Raw genomic sequence first — 17,627 nt, 5'->3', positions numbered from 1 at the left:
TAATACAAAAAAGCCCAAGCAAAGTTGCTTGGGCTTTTTCTGTTTCTATCGCACGTCTGGCTTAGCGATTTTCTAAACGGCTGTAATCCAATATTCCAGACTCAAGCGGCTCTGCTTGTAGGTATGCTTGATGCAAACGGTCGCTAAATGGCCAGAACTCTTGGCTTGTTCTGCGAATACCATAGCGCTTCATAAAGGCTTGATATGAAGCTTCGTCATTCACATGCACAAGTTGCTGCTGCAAGCGTTTAAGTTCAGATTTCTGTACCTGCCAAAATGCGCCAGGATAAGCCCCCACTAAACCGGGTAACAAAGAAACATGATCTTGGTCTGGGATACGATTATCATCTTCTAGGAATAAACTAGAGATGTTGGTATGCGCATTGTGTCGCAATAAGGTGAAATACTCGGGTTCAGTTTTACTTGGTTCATCCACTTGAATAAACACCACCTGCGGTAACAGTTTAACCGCCCCTCCTTTCCAAGCATCTATCTGAAGCGCAAAGTCGCTGATTTCACGAGAAAACTTAGGGAAGGTAATATCATGTTTCTTAGGTAATGCCGGTGCTAGCTTTTCATCCAGCATATCAAACAGTTGCTGTTTATAGGGTAAGTCATCTTGGTATTCAACTGCGCTTTTAAAAAATGCTTCTTGTGGACGAGACTCTACAAAATCAACAATTTGTTTATCGGCTCCCACATACCAGCTGCGTAGTTCGTCGTAACGCACTTCGGCGGGTAACAAGGAAGTAAAGCTACCCTCGCCTTCCATACGTAAAAAGTCCATATACAAGCGCGTAACTAACTGATGACCTAAATTGCCATAAGGGTCAAAGCCAGCCACCAATAAATAATGAATACGCTCAAATAAGGAATAATCAATTACCCATGCTGTTTTAGGTTGTTTACCCACAGTGCCTTTAAGTACGCTGGCACTGTCAAAATGACGAAATATAGTTAATGCCGCGTTGGGGTTGTCACCATCACCATCCCAAAGTAAATCTAAGTTCAATAGGCTATCGTCTTTATTTAACCAGTTTTTCGCTTCCTCAATACTGGCCTCAATGTATTTACGGTGACGTTTGGAATAGCTAATCCAAGTACTAATTGGCAGTACATTACTTTGCTCTACAGAAGGCATGCGCAAGTGTTCACTCTGCTCTACCAAAAACTTTGCTTGTTGCTGTTCATAGCGATTATCTGGATTAGCAAAGTACACCCAAAAATGATCTTGAATCACATTGAGCGCGACTTGCCCTCTACATACCGGGCCTTTCATAAAGCCCATAATGAAGGTTTCCGCATCGTCTAACATAAAGCGGTAACGGCCATTAACGGTGAGATCCTGAAAGGCCACAAATGGGTTGCCAGCCACTTTAGGTTCATAACCTGGCAGCTCATTCACGACCGTATCATCCCCCAAAAACCAGTTTTTCCAACGCTCGGCGCGAGCCTGATCTAAACGGTAAGGAATATGCGTTTTTACCACTATGCTTTCACGTTCTGGCGCAAGGCGGTAATAAACTCGCTCAACTTTTGGATCATCATAAGGTCTGCGAGTAGCAATTTGATCAATAGGATTGCCCGGCGCGGTACGCGAGCGAACTAGCTTAAAAAAGGCCGGACGAGTATTTGGATCGTCAGCAAAATAAAGGTGGGTAATAAACAAATGCTCGTAAATATAACGAGCCATCAGGCGTTGTTTTTTTGAATCGCCATTTAACAAGGCTTCCCATTGTTCAACCTTATCCATTAGTTTGTTATGGGCGCTTAAATCATCAGCCATGGGAGCACCACTAGCTAACCAAGCGGTGAGTGTATCGAACTCCTCATCGCTTATCTCGGGCAAGCCGTAAGGCATGCCCCACTCAGGATGAGATGCTTGCACCTTAGCGTAACCTTCAATGCCTACACATTGCTGGGCTCTATCCAATGCGAAGTCAAACGCTTCGGGATCGAGGATCTCGTCACCGGGATCTACATAGCTGCGCTTTTGTTTTAACGCTTGATACATTACGCCCGCTTCAAGGTTTGCCTCTTCAGTTTGAACCCGTTCATTTAATACCGGATTAAACCCTTTTTGACGCCACATTTGAGTAGATTTAGCATCGGTATATAAACGTGTTGTTGGCGCAGCAGTAACCCGGCTTCCATGATAAACGCGAGCAGTAGTAACACCCCGGTCGATGCCAGCAGCAGAGGTAAGTTTTAATTGGCAGGGCGCGTCGTAACAGGCATGGCACATCACGCAGCGTTGATCGAGGATCGGTTTAACCTCACTCAAAAACTCAGCGGCTGGAGGATAATTTTCAGAAAACACGCGGGGTTGCACAGAGGCTTCGCCAAAGCGCTGGTCGAATTGATTAACAATAATGGTAGAACAGCCTGCAATTAACAGCAGGAGCCAAAAAACACTAAAACGTCGAAACATAGCTCTTCCCTGATAAAGTTAGCGCGACATCTTACGCTACTTACAATGCCTTAAGTATACATCAACTCATGAATTTTTAGCCTGGCTTTACACTTCACCACAGTAGCGTTTCAACAAAGATTAAAAAAACATCAAAAACTACTTGAATATCTAAATGATAATGATTATCATTTAGATATGGATTAAAGAGAGGACAGACAAATGATTAAAACAATGACTTTTGCCAGCATGCACTTTAGCATCGCTTTTTTGGTCACTTGGTTATTAACTGGCGATATTATGATTGGTGGTTTAGTGGCTATTGTAGAGCCAGCAGTGAACAGCGTGGCCTACTTCTTCCATGAAAAAGCTTGGGTAAAATGGGGTTTAAGCCCTACTCCTCAGCATTAAGGAGCGGATAAATGTTAGACCAAAACCGTGTACAAACAATGGATATTAATATCTTACTGAGCATTATTAACATGCAGGTGAGAAATGACTTTTCGAGCTTTGAAGAGTTATGCCATTTTTACGAGCTCAACCAAAACCAGTTAGTACAGCGCTTGGCACTTGCAGGTTATACCTTACAAGCAAACCAGCAATTTACTGCGGCATAAACTGTTGCTGGTAGTCTTGTTCAGAGATAAGGCACGCCGCATCAGGTACCCGTTCAACAATACAAATACCTTGTAAGTGGTCATACTCGTGTTGAATGATCCTAGCAACAAAACCACTATAGCGCGCTTCTAAATACTCGCCTTGCACGTTTTGATAACGCAGCATAATTTCGCTAGCCCGAGCAATCTTCGCTCGCTTACCTGGCACACTTAAGCATCCCTCCCAACCAAGCTCTTGCTGTTCGCTATACGCGACAATCTTAGGGTTACAAATTTCAAAAGCTGGTAAATTTGGGGCATCGGGATAACGCTGATTTGCCTTACTGGCCACAATCATTAACTGCCACGACTTTCCTGCTTGCGGCGCGGCTATACCTACACCTTGAGCTTCTAACATAGTAAAACGTAAACGTTCTATCCATGCGAGTTCTTGCTCATTTAAAGGAAAGCGCACAAGGCCTGCCACTTGTTTGAGCACAGGTTCTGGGTAAGTCGCTAGTGTTAAAGGCTGAATGCTGATGTTAGCTGGCCTCACTCTCACTGTTCATCGCACTATAAGCCCGATAAGCAAATACTAGAAAGAATGCTTCAAGTATTTGTCCTAGCACTCGGTTACTAAACACCAGTACTTCACTGGCTTGCTGCGCCAACAACCAACGATGAACACCCCATACAGGAATCATAGTGACCCCAGCCACAATAATCACACCAGCTAATAGTGGCCACTTATATTCTTCGGTTTGTTTCCAACTGGCGCTAATCGCTTGTAGCGGTGTAGTTCGATGTAATACGCAGTGCAAATCGGCCACAATTAAACGGCTGGCGATAACAATGCCCGGCAAAACAAAAAAACTCAGCCCTAACATCACTAAGCTAAAAGTCATGGCAATCACCAGAAATAAACTGGGCCAGATGCTCAAGGCTGCTTCAAAGCAACGACTAATCGACCACGCCTGTTGCTTAATGTGGCTGCGCATATAAAGAATGATTGCGCCTTGGTAGATTGGCTGCATTAACAAACCCAAGCCAACAAACATCCAATAATTAACCGCCGATTCTTCGGGTAAGTTCTGTACATACATACTTTGAATTGCCGCAAAGGGGATTGCAAAAGGCAACACCATTAAGGCAATAGCCATAAAGTGCCGACGGTAGAAATGAACACTGTCGGCTAACCAATCCCACAAACCACTAACTGCCATGGTACTCCTTTAGCCATTTCCCTTGCGTTAAATACAAAACCACCTCTTAAACCTGTTTGCGCCAGCGCTACACCAAGCGAACACATTCCAATAATTGAGAAAGACCCGAAATTTGCCAAGTCACATTATCAAAAGGTTGAGCAACTACTTCACCAGCGACCTGGCGCTGTAACCATACACTAGTTAGGCCCGCTGCTTCAGCCCCTTGAGCGTCATTTTTAAAGTTATCTCCCACATAACAGCAATCTTTAGCCGAAAGCTTGGCCATGGCGAGCGCTTTATCAAAAATGGCGGGATCAGGTTTAGCGGAACCGGCCGCTTCGGCAGTTAATACAAACTCAAAATAGTGAGCAAGACCAGCCGCTCTAACCTTACGCTGCTGCATATCTTCTGGGCCGTTCGAGACCAATGCTAATCGCCACCCTTGCTGACGTAATTTGTCTAAACAAACTAAAGTATCGGGGTACAGCTGAGTGGCAGCTATGTATTGTTGCATAAAGTACTCAAAAGCATCTTCAGCTTGCTTATTGCTTAATTCAGGTTTTTGTAAAGCTTCGCGTGCCCGTGCTTGGCGCATTTCTGCAGCACTTAACTGGCCTTGCAAAAAAGCAGGGTAATGTTGTTTAAGCGCGCGACGCCAATGGCTCATTGCTTCAGCTTCGAGCTCTGGTTGGTAGTGTGTAAACAGCACTTTAGCCGCAGTTTCAGTGGCGATGGCATCATCAACCAAGGTATCGTCTAAATCGAATAACAGCATGCTTGCTGAGGTTTGAGACGTCATTCGTTTCCCCTTTTTTCAGCCAGATTAGCGAGCTAGCTTTAGAAGTCAACGATTGTTTACAGGCTGCATATTAAGCCTGACAACAAAATGCAGTGATCTATCAGTAGCCTGCTACCGTTATTTGTATGAGTAACATATTAAAGGGCCTAGAGATGAACACTCCATCAGTCAGCTTAAGTGAAGTTACCCTGCTATTTTACCCCGAAGATAAGCCCTATCAGCTACAATCACTGGTGCTTAAAGATCAAGTAAAAACCCAGCAAGGCCGGGTAATGATCAGCGCTAAATACAAGCAAGGGAAAATCATTGTGGCGGTTATTGAAGGCCATGCTGAATTGCTAAACCTATTGGGTGATCGCTTTGATGGGCGACCCGCCTCGGCAGCTTAAGACTTGGCTTGCGCAGGTTCAGCTTCGCCGTTGCTTATGTTGTCCACTTCCGCTTCGGCGCACATGTAGGCGCGGCTGGAGCAAAATGGGGTAAGCGGCACACTTGGCTCCATTGCTTGCTCTTGCTCTGTAAGGTGAGATTGATGTTTATCGGTCACTTTACCTACCACATAAAACGCCATTCTTAAGGCCAACAAGCCAAACACAACGGTGCCTAAGGCTTGCCCTCCCAGCACTCCTAATGGGCCAAACCACTCCCCACCTAAATATACAAACGGCATGGTGCCTAAAGTTGCTTTACCAAAATTAAGCATGGTAGATGTGCTGGGATAACCTAGATTATTAAAGGCGGCGTTGGCCACAAACATGGCGCCGTTAAATACAAAACTAAAGCTAATCCACGTACAGAAGAAGGCGATCACCGTGGCGGCTTCCCCGCCCACTCCAAACACCTTAATGATATGGTTTTGGCCCAGTAACATAAGCAGAGATACCACGACCACAAAGCCACCGTTAAACCACAAAGCCTTGCTCAATGCTTCACGAACGCGATCGTAATAATGGGCACCAAAGTTTTGTCCGACTATCGGGCCAATAGCACCAGATAAGGAGAAAATCATCCCAAAGGCCACCGGCATAATCCGTCCAACCACAGCCCAACCAGCAACGTAAGCATCGCCAAAAACCGCAATCGCGGCAGTAACATAAGCATTTCCGAGCGGCGTTGCTACATTGGTCATCATCGCAGGGCCAGCTACTTTTAAAATACCGCGTAAATCTTCCAGCAACCTTTGCCCACTGAATCGAGCAAACAGGTTATGCTCGTACACCACGCCGTATAGCGCGACACCAGCCACCACAAAACGAGCGATAACAGACGCAATAGCCGCTCCTGGCAAACCTAAACCAAGGGCAAAAATGAAAATAGGGTCAAGAACAGCATTCACCCCTCCCCCAGCCAAAGTAGACCACATGGCTCGCTTGGCATCGCCCACCGAGCGCAATGCTGCGCCAGCACTCATGGCTAAACCCAGTATCGGCAATGAAGGCAGCAAAATACGAATATAAGTTACCGCCAGCTCATGGGTACGCGCTTTAGCACCAATAAGGCTTAATAATTCAGGGGCGAAATACCACACTAAAGCGGCAAAGGATGCGCTAATGATAAAGCCAGTAAACAGAATATTGGTGACCAGTTGCCTAGCTCTAGCTTTGTCTTGCTGGCCAATGGCCTTAGAGACCAGCGCGGTCATAGCAATGGATAAACCAATGGAAATAGAGGTAGTAAAAAATGCGATAGTTCCAGCGTAACCTACCGCGGCAGCCAGCTCTGCTTCACCCAGTAAACTGATGAAAAATAGATCGGCCAAATCAACGAGAAAAAGAGCAGTTAAACCAATAGCATTGGTTGAAGACATCACCACTATGTGGCGAAAAATATCACCGGAAACAAACTTGGCCTTTGGCATAGAAACTCGCAACACGATTGGATAGTTTCTAGTGTAGGCGCAAACTGGTGTTGAGTCATGGGCAGAATAGCCCCTTATTTAAAGGGGCTATTGCTCTGCAACGCTAAAATTATACTAAGCTAGCGCGCAACTCTTTAGTCGCTAACACCATGTTTTTAAGGGCTGCTTCGGTTTCTTCCCAGTTACGGGTTTTAAGGCCACAATCTGGATTTACCCATAGACGCTGATGAGGGATCCACTCGGCGGCTTTATCGATTAAGCCTTTTATATCAGCAATGCTTGGAATGTTTGGCGAGTGAATATCGTAAACGCCTGGACCAATTTCATTGGGGTACTCAAAGTGCTCAAAAGCCTGTAGCAAGCTCATTGCCGAACGTGAGGTTTCAATGGTTAATACATCGGCATCTAGCGCTGCAACGGAGGGCATAATGTCGTTAAACTCGCTGTAACACATATGCGTATGGATCTGTGTTTCAGGTTGAGCACTGGCTGCAGACAATTTAAAGGCTGACACAGCCCAATCTAAATAGTGCTGCCATTCGCTGCGCTTAAGCGGCATACCTTCGCGAATAGCAGGCTCATCAATTTGAATAACCTGAATACCTGCTTGTTGCAGCTCAGCCACTTCATCATTCAAAGCCAAAGCTATTTGTTCGGCAATTTCTGCTCGGCTAATGTCTTCACGAGCAAAGCTCCAAGTAAGAATGGTTACCGGTCCTGTAAGCATGCCTTTTACTGGCTTGTTGGTGAGTGACTGTGCGTAGTTGGTCCACTCAAGCGTTAATGGTTTAGAACGCTCGATATCATCGACAATGATAGCCGGTTTCACGCAGCGTGAACCGTAGCTTTGCACCCAGCCAAAACGGCTAGCGATAAAGCCATCTAATAACTCGGCAAAGTATTCCACCATGTCATTTCGCTCAGCTTCGCCATGCACTAATACATCTAGGCCTAGCTTCTCTTGGCGCTCAATAGCATCGGCAATGTGCTTCGCTAACGCGGCATCGTAATCCACTTGGCTTAACTCACCAGCTTTGTATTCACGACGTTGACGGCGAATTTCATTGGTTTGCGGAAACGAACCAATCGTAGTAGTTGGCAGTGGTGGCAATTGTAAGCTTTGTTGCTGAATAGCTTGGCGCTGAGTAAACGCTAACTTACGCTCGCGCTGTTCCGGCGCCAGCTGTTCTATACGCTGCTGTAGTTCTGTATTTTTCTGATTACTAAGCGATTGCAAAGCAGCGCTGTATTGGCGCGATAAACGTAAGGCATCAGCGTCGCCATTTAAGGCATCATCTAATATTTGTAGCTCTGTTAGTTTTTGCTCTGCAAAGGCTAAGCGGAATTTTGCATCGCCTAAATCTGTTTCACTTTCTAAATCAAGTGGGCTGTGCAGCAACGAACATGATGAAGCAAACCACAAACGTTCACCTAAGCGCACTTTCAGTGAACTATATTGCTCAATAAGTTGTGGTAAGTTAGCGCGCCATACATTGCGACCATTAACCACGCCAGCCGACAGCACCCAATGCTCTGGCAGCCAAGTAAGCACTTGCTCCAATTGCTCTGGTGCAGCACTTAAATCAAGGTGTAAACCGTCTACGGCCAACTGTTTAATCACTTCAGCGTTATAAAGCACATCGGCAAAGTAGCTGGTAAGAAGTAACTTACTAGAGCTTATGCGCGTGCTGTAGGCGTCTAGCAAGGCTGCTTGCCACTGCGGCTCTAGCTCCAAACCAAGCACTGGTTCGTCAACTTGCACCCACTCAATGCCTAAATCCGCGATTTTTTGGAAAATCTCGCGATAAACGGTAAGCAATTGTGGAAGCAAAGAGATACGTTGAAAGCCGTCTTCTGCTGCATCATCATTTTTACCTAGGTACAAATACGATACAGGGCCAAGAATAACCGGTTTAACTTCGTGCCCTAAAGCTAGTGCTTCTTTAATTTCATCAAACAATTGTTGCCACTGTAAGCTAAATTCAGTCTTTTCAGAAAACTCAGGAACAATGTAGTGGTAGTTAGTGTTAAACCATTTACTCATGTCAGACGCAGCATGGTTACAACCACAACCTTGCTGGCCACGAGCCACTGCGAATGTGCTATCTAAGGTAATCTCATCTGACTGATGACGCTTCGGCACATTGCCTAATAGCAGTGAAGTATTCAGCACTTGGTCGTACCAAGCAAAGTCACCTACCGTTACCCAAGCCTGACCACTGTCTTGCTGGGCTTGCCAATTTTGTTGGCGAATTGTTTTGCCTACTTCAAGTAGTTGCTGCTGCGATGACTCACCACGCCAGTAACTTTCTAAGGCAAACTTTAGCTCTCGCTGCTTACCTATTCGCGGATAACCCAATACGTGTGTAATGCTCATTTCAATAATCCTTTTAGCCGTCTAGATGTATATAAATCCATAGTGACTAGTCGAACCAAGCAATACAATTGAAAAGCTATCAAGTGAAATTGAAGTTTATTCAACACCATCAGTCTCATACCCAAATTAGCAAGGCTTGAAAGCGAACAACTTATTTGCAAAATTGAATATTATTCATGATTAACTAAGTAATTAAGCCTCACGCTATACAAGCTGAGTAGCCATGCTTAAGCTGGCAACTTAGTGTTAAGAAATGGAGGGCAAGGCACACATGTTAGAGTTAAAACACTTACGCAGTATTAAAGCTATCGCCAATAGTTCTTCACTAAAAGCAGCGGCCGCTAAGCTGTTTATTACTGATTCTGCATTATCTCATCAGTTAAAAGATATTGAGCAGCGCATTGGAGCCAGCTTAGTCGTAAGAAAACAGCAACCTTTGGCTCTTACCGAGCAAGGCTGCCAATTGTTATCCCTTGCCACACAAGTATTGCCGCTAATAGAAAAAGCGGAGCAAACACTCTTACACTCTCATCAGCAACAGAGTCGATTGAACATTAGTGTAGATTGTCACGCTTGCTTTCAGTGGTTACTGCCTAGCTTGCAGCAATTTCAACACACCTGGCCGCAGGTTAGCAGTAGCTTTTGCCAAGATAAGGACTACAACGGGTTACCGCTGTTGCAAAGTGGTGAAGCAGATTTACTCCTCACCTCCAATGTGAAAGTAGATCAGCAGATTCATTATCAGGCCTTATTTGAATATGAAATGGTATTAATTTGCCCTCCGCTGCATCGTTTAAGTCAGCGCCAAAGCATTCAAGCTGCAGACTTAGCCGGTGAAACGGTTATTAGCTACCCAGTAGCGCTGCAACGATTAGACCTGCACCAACACATACTCGCGCCCGCCAACATTGAACCTAGGCAATGGAAACATGCCGACAACCCCGCCATGCTGTTACAAATGGTTGCAGCAGGAATGGGGGTGGCAGCCATGCCTTATTGGGCTGTGGAGCATTATGCGGCCCAGCAATTCATTAGCCTACGATCGTTTAAACAAGCACTATGGCGACCTATGTACGCTGCTTACTCAACTAACCTGCGAACCAGCACTCCCTTACAAGCGTTTATTTCTCTCATTCTAGAGCAAGCCTTTAGCCAACTAAAAGGCACCAGAACCCTGCGCGCTAAACCGCAATAATCCTCACTAATTATTTGACGAAACGCACAAAAAGAGTTTACTTTTAATAACATAAGTTAAGTTGTTCCCTTCTCATCAATTTGCAGTTTGGCAAAGGTTTCGCCCTATGGTGTCTGACTGGTCTCCAGCAGAATTTACAGAAAGAAAAATGAGCCTTGTTATGCACTTGGCCGGTTTAATTCCTTGTATTTATTTCTCTTACGTTCATCTTTTTGGTGGCGTTTTTTGGTATGGCTTAGTGGTTCTTCCCTGCACATTTGCCATTTTGGTTTCATTGTTTTTATTATTCACTCAACCAGACTCACAGAGTTACAAAATAGCCGATGTGTGGTTTTTGCTGCTAGCAATTCCGCCAGTGTTATTAGCACTAACCCGCCACGATATGCATGGTGAATTCTTCGTCCCGCCGTTAATTCTTGCTTGTTTTATCCACCTACCGTTAAAAGTGGCAGAGCGCCTAGTGTTAGCAGTGAGTATTGTGGCGGTTGTACTTGGGGTTAACCATCTGGGTATTCATCAAGGCATACGTTTTGGCATCGGGATTGTTGCTACCCACATATTCGCTTGGGGCTTAGCAAGGGTGTTGGTTAAACAACATAACGAGCTAAAAGATCTCGCCTTTAAAGATTCGCTCACTCGCTGCTACAACCGCAGAGCCCTATTCGATGAACTATTAAAGGCAAAACAGCAAGATAAGCGCAGCGGCATTAAAGCAGCGATTGTTTTATTAGATTTAGACCACTTTAAACAAGTGAATGATCAACTAGGGCACAATGTAGGGGATCAAGTACTGGTGTGGTTTGCTCATTTTCTGCAGCAGAATACTCGAGTCAACGACCGAGTATTTCGTTATGGCGGGGAAGAGTTTTTAATTCTTTTTCACGATGCTGACTTTGACATGGCTTACAAAACCAGCGAGAAGCTGGTGAGTACCATCGCCAAGATAAAAGCGCCAGAGCAATTAAGCGTTAGTTTTAGTGCCGGAATTTCGGTAATAAAAGATGGTGAAAGCATCGACGACTGGATTCAACGTGCAGATATGGCCTTGTATCAAGCTAAACAAGCTGGCCGTAATCAAACCTGGCCGAGTCAATTTACCTCTGCTGAAGTCACCATTGAGTGAAAGTGGGCAACTAGGGATTAAGTACCAAGGCAGCTATATAAATATTTGAACTGTCGAATAGAGTGGCAATGCTCGCTCAATTCACCAATATTTTGCGCATACTAAGAAATGGGTAATGCGGTAAACCTATACCGCTCGGTTGACGCGGCAGGTTTTAAGAAGCACTAACACACTTGGTTTGTTGTACGGCTAGGCTCTCTTGTTCAGTACGCCACAACCGGTGGCCACACTCTAAACAAACACATTCTCGACGGTAATCCATTAAGCTTTCTAAGCCGTACTCCCAAGTTTGGTTGCTATTACAATGAATACAACGAATAGCGGCTTCGCTCTCCACCTTTTCAGGGTAGCGCTGTTGGTAATCTTTTAGTGTTGGCAAGCGTAGCCATGTGCGCTCGTTGTTATCACGCCGACTAAAAAACAGCACCACCGCACCAAACAAAATCAACAACAGTTGAAGCAAAACACCCACCTTGGTTTTTTTTAAGCTTAAGTTCTTAATATCGAACTCTATTTCCGCTACAGATCCTTGCTTAGATACCATTTTAAATCAACCTAGTTTTTAACAAATATGCCAATAACAGCAAAAAGGCTCTTCACTAACTGTTACATATTGTTTACGTTTTAGTGGTTGATAATACTAATCGAGTTTTATTACGCTTAAACGACGTGTTTTTGCTATATTTTGACTTTCCTCGTGCAACAATAATTACAGCATCTCGAACGACTAAGGACAGTCTCTGTAAGCCCATGAATAAACTGCTAAAAGCATCATCCCTTATACTTTCTCTTATCAGTTTGCTGTTAGCAGCACTGATCCTCATTTTGGAATATTTACCCGATACCACTTGGGGTATCTCGCTCAGTTACTTAATGTTGTTTTCACCCCGCTGGTGGGCGATTTTAGTGTTGTTAAGTCCAATAGTGTTCTTAAGCATAATGACCAAGTGGCAATATTTGTCTTGGGCACTTTGCGCGGTAATTTTTGTTCAGTTTCAAGATGTTCAGCTCGCACTGCCTAATCAAAGCACTGGCGAATTTACCGTGTTGTCCTTAAACAACGGTAATGGAGCCAGTTCAGAACAGATTCGAACATTGGTGGCCAAGCTGCAACCAGATGTTGTGTTTATGCAGGAGTCAAAACCGGAACGCGTTGGGCAAATCTTTGATGACAGCTGGTTTAGCCATTGTGATCACCTGTGTACAGTGAGTAGAACCCCAATTGAGCATCAGGGGAGTTTGTCACGTGAGACCTTTGGCGGTTGGGGAAAATTTGCGGTGTTTTACCAAACTCAAATTGGCGATACCACACTGCAACTTGCCAACATCCACATGGATACCCCACGCCCTACGATTAATGCCTTGATACACCGGAGTGTCGCCGCTGAAGAATTTGCTAATCTGCACTTTGCCCGCAACATGCAAGCTTCATTGTTGGCATCATGGGCCAAGCAACAGGCTAACTTTATCGCCGCTGGTGATTTTAATATGACCACCTATGAAAATATCTATCAGCGCCATTTAGCAGAGTTAAACAATGCGATTGATATTGCCGGTAGCGGCGTCAATTACACCAAATATACCTCATGGCATGGCGCAAGAATCGACCATCTATTGGCCTCGGAACATTTTGAAGTAACTCGAGCAATGGTATTGGAGTCAATGGGCGGAGATCACCGCCCTATTACGGTTAGTTTAAACTTGCATTAGCTTTACGTTTGAAGCCTCTCCTACTGCCATCAATTGCCAATAACAGTAAGGCCAGCACTATCAGTATATAGGTTGGCCATTGCTCGGCAGATAAACGCTCTCCCAATAACCAGCCTACACTAAACACCAAAACTGGCTCTAAATAGCCCATTAAACCAAACAAGCTAAGCGGCAAGTGGTTAGATGCTAACAAAAACAACAGCATAGGCACCGTGCCAGCAATACCTAAACCAAAATAATAGAGCCAAGGGGAGTGATTATAAAAGCTGACTATTTGGCTTTGTTCAACGCTTACACCGTCATTGAGCAATAGATACACAATCGCCAGTGGCAACAACAATAAGTTGTCTACGGTGAATGCGATATGGCTTGGCAGCGGATACTTACGTCGCAACATAAAATATAAGGGGTATCCAAATGCTACCAGTAACACCACCCATGATAAGCCATCAGCCATTAGGTAAGCATAAGCAACCCCTAACCCTGCTACACATACGGCCACCCACTGAACGCGGCTGAGTCGCTCTTGGTAAACAAATCGCCCTACCAACACCAATACCAATGGCAAAGAAAAGTAGCCCAATGCAACTGGCAATGTTTGCCCGTTGGCTGGGGCCCAAATAAATAGCCAGAACTGCAAACCTACTAATATTGAGGCGGCCATCAATCGTGGCCAAGCTTTAACATTAACCAATTGGCTTACGATCAGAGGAAGTTGCTTCATTAGGCCTAAGCCAATCAGCATCAATAAACAACTCCATACAATACGTTGCGCTGCTAACCAGTTACCGCTATTTGGCTCTAAGGGAAATTGATGGATATACCAAGGTAAAAAAGCAAACATGCAGGAGGCGGCTACCGAGCTTAACAGGCCCACATAGAGCTGAGAATTTGGTGAGGAAGGTAAGGCCAATTTACTGCTCAATCATTCGGCTAAAGAACTGATTAAGCAGTAAATAACGACTCGTCGCAAGTATTTTGACTAATTTTTAACTAGTGTAATACTGGGCTAAGTGCTGGCGCAGCAGTCAGTTGGCTAAGCTGAGCCGAAGCCGCCATTGCTTGCCATTGTTGCTGCATTTTTTGATATGGGCTAATGCCAGCTTGGCGCTGGGCGTAATCGTTTAAAATGACTCCCCAACGAAACTCTTCCATTTGTTGGTTAGGCACCTTGGCTTCTCGTTTAGCCATGGCCAGTACTAAAGCCTTAACTTTTTCTAATTGCGGCGCTACCGGGTGATTTACCCCATCGGTTACCAATACATTCTGAAAGTCAGCCAACATATTTTGTTTTAAGGCGTCCACTTCTTCGTCTTGTAAATCAGCAACGGCGATGGCTTCAGTTAATACTCGTAACTGCCATACACGAGAGAAGTTTTGGTAATCATCTTGGTGTAAATCAAAAAACAACATCACGTAACCGCTGGTACGCTCTAACACTGCTAAACATTCATGCGAGCCAACAGCAAAAGAATGAGCACTCCAGCTATGGCGAACGGAGGCATTCTCTAGGGAAGGTAACTCTCGTGGCAAGCTTGCTTGCACATTGTTACTAATTTGAATTTCTATCATAAATTGCTCATCACTGATCCTAATAATCACTAATGAGCAAAAACAATGCCAGCGCTTGGCGTCAAAAAAACGCTGCTAACGTAATTCGCTTAATACTTCATGCAAAGAAGGCCGAATTTGATGACCTAACTGTTTAAGCTGCTCGCTAGGTGGTATCAGGTCTGGAATTTGATAAACCCGCATACCCGCTGCTACAGCGGCTCTTACACCATTGTCTGAATCTTCAAAGGCTAAACAATCTTCGGCTTGAATATCTAAGGCATTGGCCGCCGTTAAAAATATTTCAGGGTGAGGTTTGCTATAAGTCACTTCGCAGCCTGAAGAAATGCTGTCAAAGAAGTCGATTAAGCCTGCGTTTGCTAATTTAGTTTCAGCAGCGTGGCGATTCGATGAGGTTGCTACAGCCAAGGGGATCGACTGTGAGCGCAACCACTTAAGTAGCGCAACAGCGCCGGCTTTAACCGGTACCGGTTTATGTAAAATAACCGCATGGTATTTTTCCAACCAGCAAGCGCGCAACTCATCGTAAGCTAAATGTTCACCATAACCAGCACAGATGATCTGTTTTATCTTCTCAGCATTAGAACCAATAATGCCAAGGTAAACTTGCTCTTTAAACTCTAAACCTAGATCGCCACAGGCTGCAGCAAAGGTATCATAAGCAAGACGCTCACTGTCGAGTAACAAACCGTCCATATCAAATACCGCAGCACGATAAGTCATTACAATCTCCAATAGGCTAGGTAAAAACTGCTCGCCAGTAGCCTAGCGAGCAAACGGGTTTAAAAGAACAAATGCGCCATTAAGCTGATAATGGGTAACGTCACCAGCGTACGAATTAAGAAAATAGCGAATAGCTGCCACAACTTAACCGGTAATTGGCTGCCCATAATAAGCGCCCCCACTTCAGATAAGTAAATCAACTGAGTGACCGATACTGCAGCGATAACAAAGCGAGTGATATCGGCTTCAATAGAGGCCGCTAGAATGGATGGGATGAACATATCAGCAAACCCCACCACTAGCGTCTCAGAGGCACGCGCAGCTTCCGGCAATTGCAGCAGTTCTAACAGCGGAATAAAGGGCTTACCCAAATAGCTAAATATAGGCGTGTACTCAGCCACAACTAAGGCAACAGTACCCACCGCCATAATCACTGGCAGCACACCAAGCACCATATCTAGTACGTTGTGCATGCCTTGTTTAACCAGTTGCTTCGGATGGCTAGCGCGACCAGCTTGGGTTAAAGCTTGCTGCCAACCCCAAGTAAAACTGTTGTAGCCACTGGGGATCATTTCATCATCTTGCTGGCGTTTACTGCCATCAATAAACTGATCTTTAAAGCCAGACAAAGGCGGTAAGCGTGGAACAATCACTGCGGCAGCAAGACCCGCAACACAAACAGTTAGGTAAAATGGGGCAAACATATGCTCAAGGTTTACCTGTGCCAAAACCACTAAGCTAAAGGTAATAGACACTGCTGAGAATGTAGTGGCAATCACTACTCCTTCACGTTGAGTGTAGTGTTTGTCTTCATACTGCTTATTGGTCAACAGTATTCCCACACTACCATCACCCAGCCAAGATGCCATTGAATCAACGGCGCTGCGCCCTGGCAAACCAAATACCGGGCGCATCACTTTAGTTAGCAAAGTGCCAATGAATTCAAGTAAACCAAAGTTGAGTAATAGTGGCAGCAATAGGCCAGCAAAAATAAACACGCTTAATAACGTTGGCAGCAAGTCACCTAAAATTAGACCGCCGGTGTCACCAGACCACAGGGCTTCAGGGCCAATTTTAAAAGCACAAACTAGCACCAATAACCAACCGAGCATTCTTACTGTGTACCACGCCTTTGACACTTGAAACAAAGAGGTTAGCAAGGCGTTCTTACCTAGAAAAGCGGGTTTAGCCAGTAACGTATAAGTCGACATTACTGCGCTAATGCTAATCAAACCCACCAATACCCATAGCGCACTGTCACCCAAAACCGCCACTAACGCTTTGGCTAAAATGGCCACCGGTATCGTGTAAGAACCATCGTAAGGCAGCGGTAGCATAAATAGGAAGATACCTAGCAGCGAAGGTATAACAAATTTCCAGGCTGCTACATTTTTTTGGGGGCTAGTTGAGCTAGCTGTTGGCATAGGTGCCGTCTCCGCTTCACGCATACAAAATCACTCGAATATGTAAATCTAGTAGTTGTATTCACTAAAGGTGAATAAATTTTCGCGAAAGAATACAAGCAACAAGCCAATCAATCAAGATTTATGAACTACTAAAAGCCAAATAAGCAACATCTTGAACCATAAACTGCAAATTATGCGACACAGTTTCACCAGTAGGCGCGAGATTTAACTCACTTTAGCCCTAGTGTTACAGCGAGCAGATTGGAGGTTGGTTTAAAAATCTTCACCACGAAAGCTAAACTCCGCTAGCTGCGCCGAACCTAAAGTGTGCTTAATCACCAGCTTTTTACCGCTAGAGTTATAAGAGAAACCTACACTGGGACTTTGCTGCCACACACTATCTGCAGATCGCCGCCACAGCACATTGTCGGCTTGCAGTTCACAATAAAAGCTATGCGTGTTGCCACCTTGGCTCAAACGAAGTTGCATAGTGTCACCGTCACGTCGGTACTGGCGAACCAAGTGAGGCTTAACGCCTTGCACACTAGCGATTGCAGCTTGGCATACTTGTTCGGGTTTAAAACCTCCCAAGTTGGGTTTAGCCGCAATCAAAAAACTTGCAGCCATTAGCAACAATGTTGTTTTAATCCAAG

General features: G+C 44.9%; 18 protein-coding genes. 6 read left to right on the top strand and 12 right to left on the bottom strand.

The annotated features are described in order from the left end of the window. Positions 1–61 precede the first annotated feature (61 nt). The gene (locus Q4549_RS11225; protein WP_303551514.1) at positions 62–2,431 is read right to left on the bottom strand and encodes a fatty acid cis/trans isomerase; all 2,370 of its coding nucleotides are present in this window, start codon (positions 2,429–2,431) and stop codon (positions 62–64) included. Between the two features lie 201 nt (positions 2,432–2,632). Here Q4549_RS11225 and Q4549_RS11220 point away from each other — a divergent pair, with 201 nt between their 5' ends. After that, complete coding sequence (locus Q4549_RS11220) at positions 2,633–2,821, top strand: DUF2061 domain-containing protein (RefSeq protein ID WP_303551517.1); 189 nt, start codon at positions 2,633–2,635, stop codon at positions 2,819–2,821. A gap of 11 nt (positions 2,822–2,832) precedes the next feature. Then, entirely contained in the window at positions 2,833–3,027 is a 195-nt protein-coding gene (locus Q4549_RS11215) for a DUF4250 domain-containing protein (protein ID WP_137674205.1), read from the top strand. Here the strand turns inward: Q4549_RS11215 and Q4549_RS11210 are convergent. The 3 genes from Q4549_RS11210 to Q4549_RS11200 form a co-directional block, all read right to left on the bottom strand. Next, positions 3,014–3,562: a peptide deformylase gene (locus tag Q4549_RS11210; protein ID WP_303551520.1), complete on the bottom strand. Its 549-nt coding sequence runs from the start codon at positions 3,560–3,562 to the stop codon at positions 3,014–3,016. The genes Q4549_RS11215 and Q4549_RS11210 overlap by 14 nt on opposite strands. Beyond that, a complete protein-coding gene (locus tag Q4549_RS11205; protein WP_303551523.1) occupies positions 3,549–4,229 on the bottom strand; it encodes a hypothetical protein in 681 nt (226 codons plus the stop codon). Before Q4549_RS11205 ends, Q4549_RS11210 begins: the two co-directional genes overlap by 14 nt. A 67-nt stretch (positions 4,230–4,296) precedes the next feature. Further along, positions 4,297–5,010, bottom strand: coding sequence for an HAD family hydrolase (locus tag Q4549_RS11200; protein ID WP_303551526.1), 714 nt, complete (start codon positions 5,008–5,010; stop codon positions 4,297–4,299). A gap of 152 nt (positions 5,011–5,162) precedes the next feature. On the opposite strand from Q4549_RS11200, the gene Q4549_RS11195 reads away from it, so the two are divergent. Then, on the top strand, positions 5,163–5,399 hold the full coding sequence (locus Q4549_RS11195) for a DUF2375 family protein (protein WP_161985179.1): 237 nt from the start codon (positions 5,163–5,165) through the stop codon (positions 5,397–5,399). Here the strand turns inward: Q4549_RS11195 and Q4549_RS11190 are convergent. Next, a complete protein-coding gene (locus Q4549_RS11190) occupies positions 5,396–6,868 on the bottom strand; it encodes an MATE family efflux transporter (protein ID WP_303551528.1) in 1,473 nt (490 codons plus the stop codon). The genes Q4549_RS11195 and Q4549_RS11190 overlap by 4 nt on opposite strands. 109 nt (positions 6,869–6,977) lie before the next feature. Next, positions 6,978–9,245, bottom strand: coding sequence for a 5-methyltetrahydropteroyltriglutamate--homocysteine S-methyltransferase (metE, locus tag Q4549_RS11185; RefSeq protein WP_303551531.1), 2,268 nt, complete (start codon positions 9,243–9,245; stop codon positions 6,978–6,980). Between the two features lie 271 nt (positions 9,246–9,516). Here metE and Q4549_RS11180 point away from each other — a divergent pair, with 271 nt between their 5' ends. Then, entirely contained in the window at positions 9,517–10,440 is a 924-nt protein-coding gene (locus Q4549_RS11180) for a LysR substrate-binding domain-containing protein (RefSeq protein ID WP_303551534.1), read from the top strand. A gap of 106 nt (positions 10,441–10,546) precedes the next feature. After that, positions 10,547–11,563 carry a GGDEF domain-containing protein gene (locus tag Q4549_RS11175; protein WP_303551536.1) on the top strand — a complete coding sequence of 339 codons (1,017 nt, stop codon included), beginning with the start codon at positions 10,547–10,549 and terminating at the stop codon, positions 11,561–11,563. Positions 11,564–11,717: 154 nt separating this feature from the next. On the opposite strand, the gene Q4549_RS11170 is transcribed toward Q4549_RS11175, so the two are convergent. Next, complete coding sequence (locus tag Q4549_RS11170) at positions 11,718–12,107, bottom strand: hypothetical protein (protein ID WP_303551538.1); 390 nt, start codon at positions 12,105–12,107, stop codon at positions 11,718–11,720. Positions 12,108–12,313: 206 nt separating this feature from the next. Between Q4549_RS11170 and Q4549_RS11165 the strand changes: the two genes are divergently transcribed. Further along, positions 12,314–13,273 (top strand): endonuclease/exonuclease/phosphatase family protein, encoded by a 960-nt coding sequence (locus tag Q4549_RS11165; RefSeq protein ID WP_303551542.1) that lies wholly within the window; start codon positions 12,314–12,316, stop codon positions 13,271–13,273. Here Q4549_RS11165 and rarD read toward each other — a convergent pair. The 5 genes from rarD to Q4549_RS11140 all read right to left on the bottom strand — a co-directional run bounded on the left by rarD (position 13,254) and on the right by Q4549_RS11140 (position 17,601). Beyond that, positions 13,254–14,198, bottom strand: coding sequence for an EamA family transporter RarD (gene rarD / locus Q4549_RS11160; RefSeq protein WP_303551545.1), 945 nt, complete (start codon positions 14,196–14,198; stop codon positions 13,254–13,256). The genes Q4549_RS11165 and rarD overlap by 20 nt on opposite strands. 68 nt (positions 14,199–14,266) lie before the next feature. After that, on the bottom strand, positions 14,267–14,845 hold the full coding sequence (locus tag Q4549_RS11155; RefSeq protein ID WP_303551548.1) for a hypothetical protein: 579 nt from the start codon (positions 14,843–14,845) through the stop codon (positions 14,267–14,269). Between the two features lie 75 nt (positions 14,846–14,920). Continuing rightward, complete coding sequence (locus tag Q4549_RS11150) at positions 14,921–15,568, bottom strand: HAD family phosphatase (protein WP_303512270.1); 648 nt, start codon at positions 15,566–15,568, stop codon at positions 14,921–14,923. Positions 15,569–15,627: 59 nt separating this feature from the next. Further along, on the bottom strand, positions 15,628–16,992 hold the full coding sequence (locus tag Q4549_RS11145; RefSeq protein WP_303551550.1) for a YjiH family protein: 1,365 nt from the start codon (positions 16,990–16,992) through the stop codon (positions 15,628–15,630). Positions 16,993–17,247: 255 nt separating this feature from the next. Further along, positions 17,248–17,601 (bottom strand): hypothetical protein, encoded by a 354-nt coding sequence (locus tag Q4549_RS11140; protein ID WP_303551552.1) that lies wholly within the window; start codon positions 17,599–17,601, stop codon positions 17,248–17,250. Between the last annotated feature and the right edge of the window lie 26 nt (positions 17,602–17,627).

The sequence above is a fragment of the Agarivorans sp. 2_MG-2023 genome, assembly GCF_030548085.1.
Taxonomy (GTDB): Bacteria; Pseudomonadota; Gammaproteobacteria; order Enterobacterales; family Celerinatantimonadaceae; genus Agarivorans.
This window is presented reverse-complemented; position numbering and strand designations above follow the sequence as displayed.

What these genes read in the sequence shown, in the direction of transcription:
- Q4549_RS11150 (WP_303512270.1), bottom strand. Translation starts at nt 15,568, where the DNA reads ATGACTTATCGTGCTGCGGTATTTGATATGGACGGTTTGTTACTCGAC.
- Q4549_RS11205 (WP_303551523.1), bottom strand. Translation starts at nt 4,229, where the DNA reads ATGGCAGTTAGTGGTTTGTGGGATTGGTTAGCCGACAGTGTTCATTTC.
- Q4549_RS11155 (WP_303551548.1), bottom strand. Translation starts at nt 14,845, where the DNA reads ATGATAGAAATTCAAATTAGTAACAATGTGCAAGCAAGCTTGCCACGA.
- Q4549_RS11200 (WP_303551526.1), bottom strand. Translation starts at nt 5,010, where the DNA reads ATGACGTCTCAAACCTCAGCAAGCATGCTGTTATTCGATTTAGACGAT.
- Q4549_RS11140 (WP_303551552.1), bottom strand. Translation starts at nt 17,601, where the DNA reads ATGGCTGCAAGTTTTTTGATTGCGGCTAAACCCAACTTGGGAGGTTTT.
- Q4549_RS11180 (WP_303551534.1), top strand. Translation starts at nt 9,517, where the DNA reads ATGTTAGAGTTAAAACACTTACGCAGTATTAAAGCTATCGCCAATAGT.
- Q4549_RS11190 (WP_303551528.1), bottom strand. Translation starts at nt 6,868, where the DNA reads ATGCCAAAGGCCAAGTTTGTTTCCGGTGATATTTTTCGCCACATAGTG.
- metE (WP_303551531.1), bottom strand. Translation starts at nt 9,245, where the DNA reads ATGAGCATTACACACGTATTGGGTTATCCGCGAATAGGTAAGCAGCGA.
- Q4549_RS11215 (WP_137674205.1), top strand. Translation starts at nt 2,833, where the DNA reads ATGTTAGACCAAAACCGTGTACAAACAATGGATATTAATATCTTACTG.
- Q4549_RS11165 (WP_303551542.1), top strand. Translation starts at nt 12,314, where the DNA reads ATGAATAAACTGCTAAAAGCATCATCCCTTATACTTTCTCTTATCAGT.
- Q4549_RS11175 (WP_303551536.1), top strand. Translation starts at nt 10,547, where the DNA reads ATGGTGTCTGACTGGTCTCCAGCAGAATTTACAGAAAGAAAAATGAGC.
- Q4549_RS11195 (WP_161985179.1), top strand. Translation starts at nt 5,163, where the DNA reads ATGAACACTCCATCAGTCAGCTTAAGTGAAGTTACCCTGCTATTTTAC.
- Q4549_RS11145 (WP_303551550.1), bottom strand. Translation starts at nt 16,992, where the DNA reads ATGCCAACAGCTAGCTCAACTAGCCCCCAAAAAAATGTAGCAGCCTGG.
- Q4549_RS11170 (WP_303551538.1), bottom strand. Translation starts at nt 12,107, where the DNA reads ATGGTATCTAAGCAAGGATCTGTAGCGGAAATAGAGTTCGATATTAAG.
- Q4549_RS11225 (WP_303551514.1), bottom strand. Translation starts at nt 2,431, where the DNA reads ATGTTTCGACGTTTTAGTGTTTTTTGGCTCCTGCTGTTAATTGCAGGC.
- Q4549_RS11220 (WP_303551517.1), top strand. Translation starts at nt 2,633, where the DNA reads ATGATTAAAACAATGACTTTTGCCAGCATGCACTTTAGCATCGCTTTT.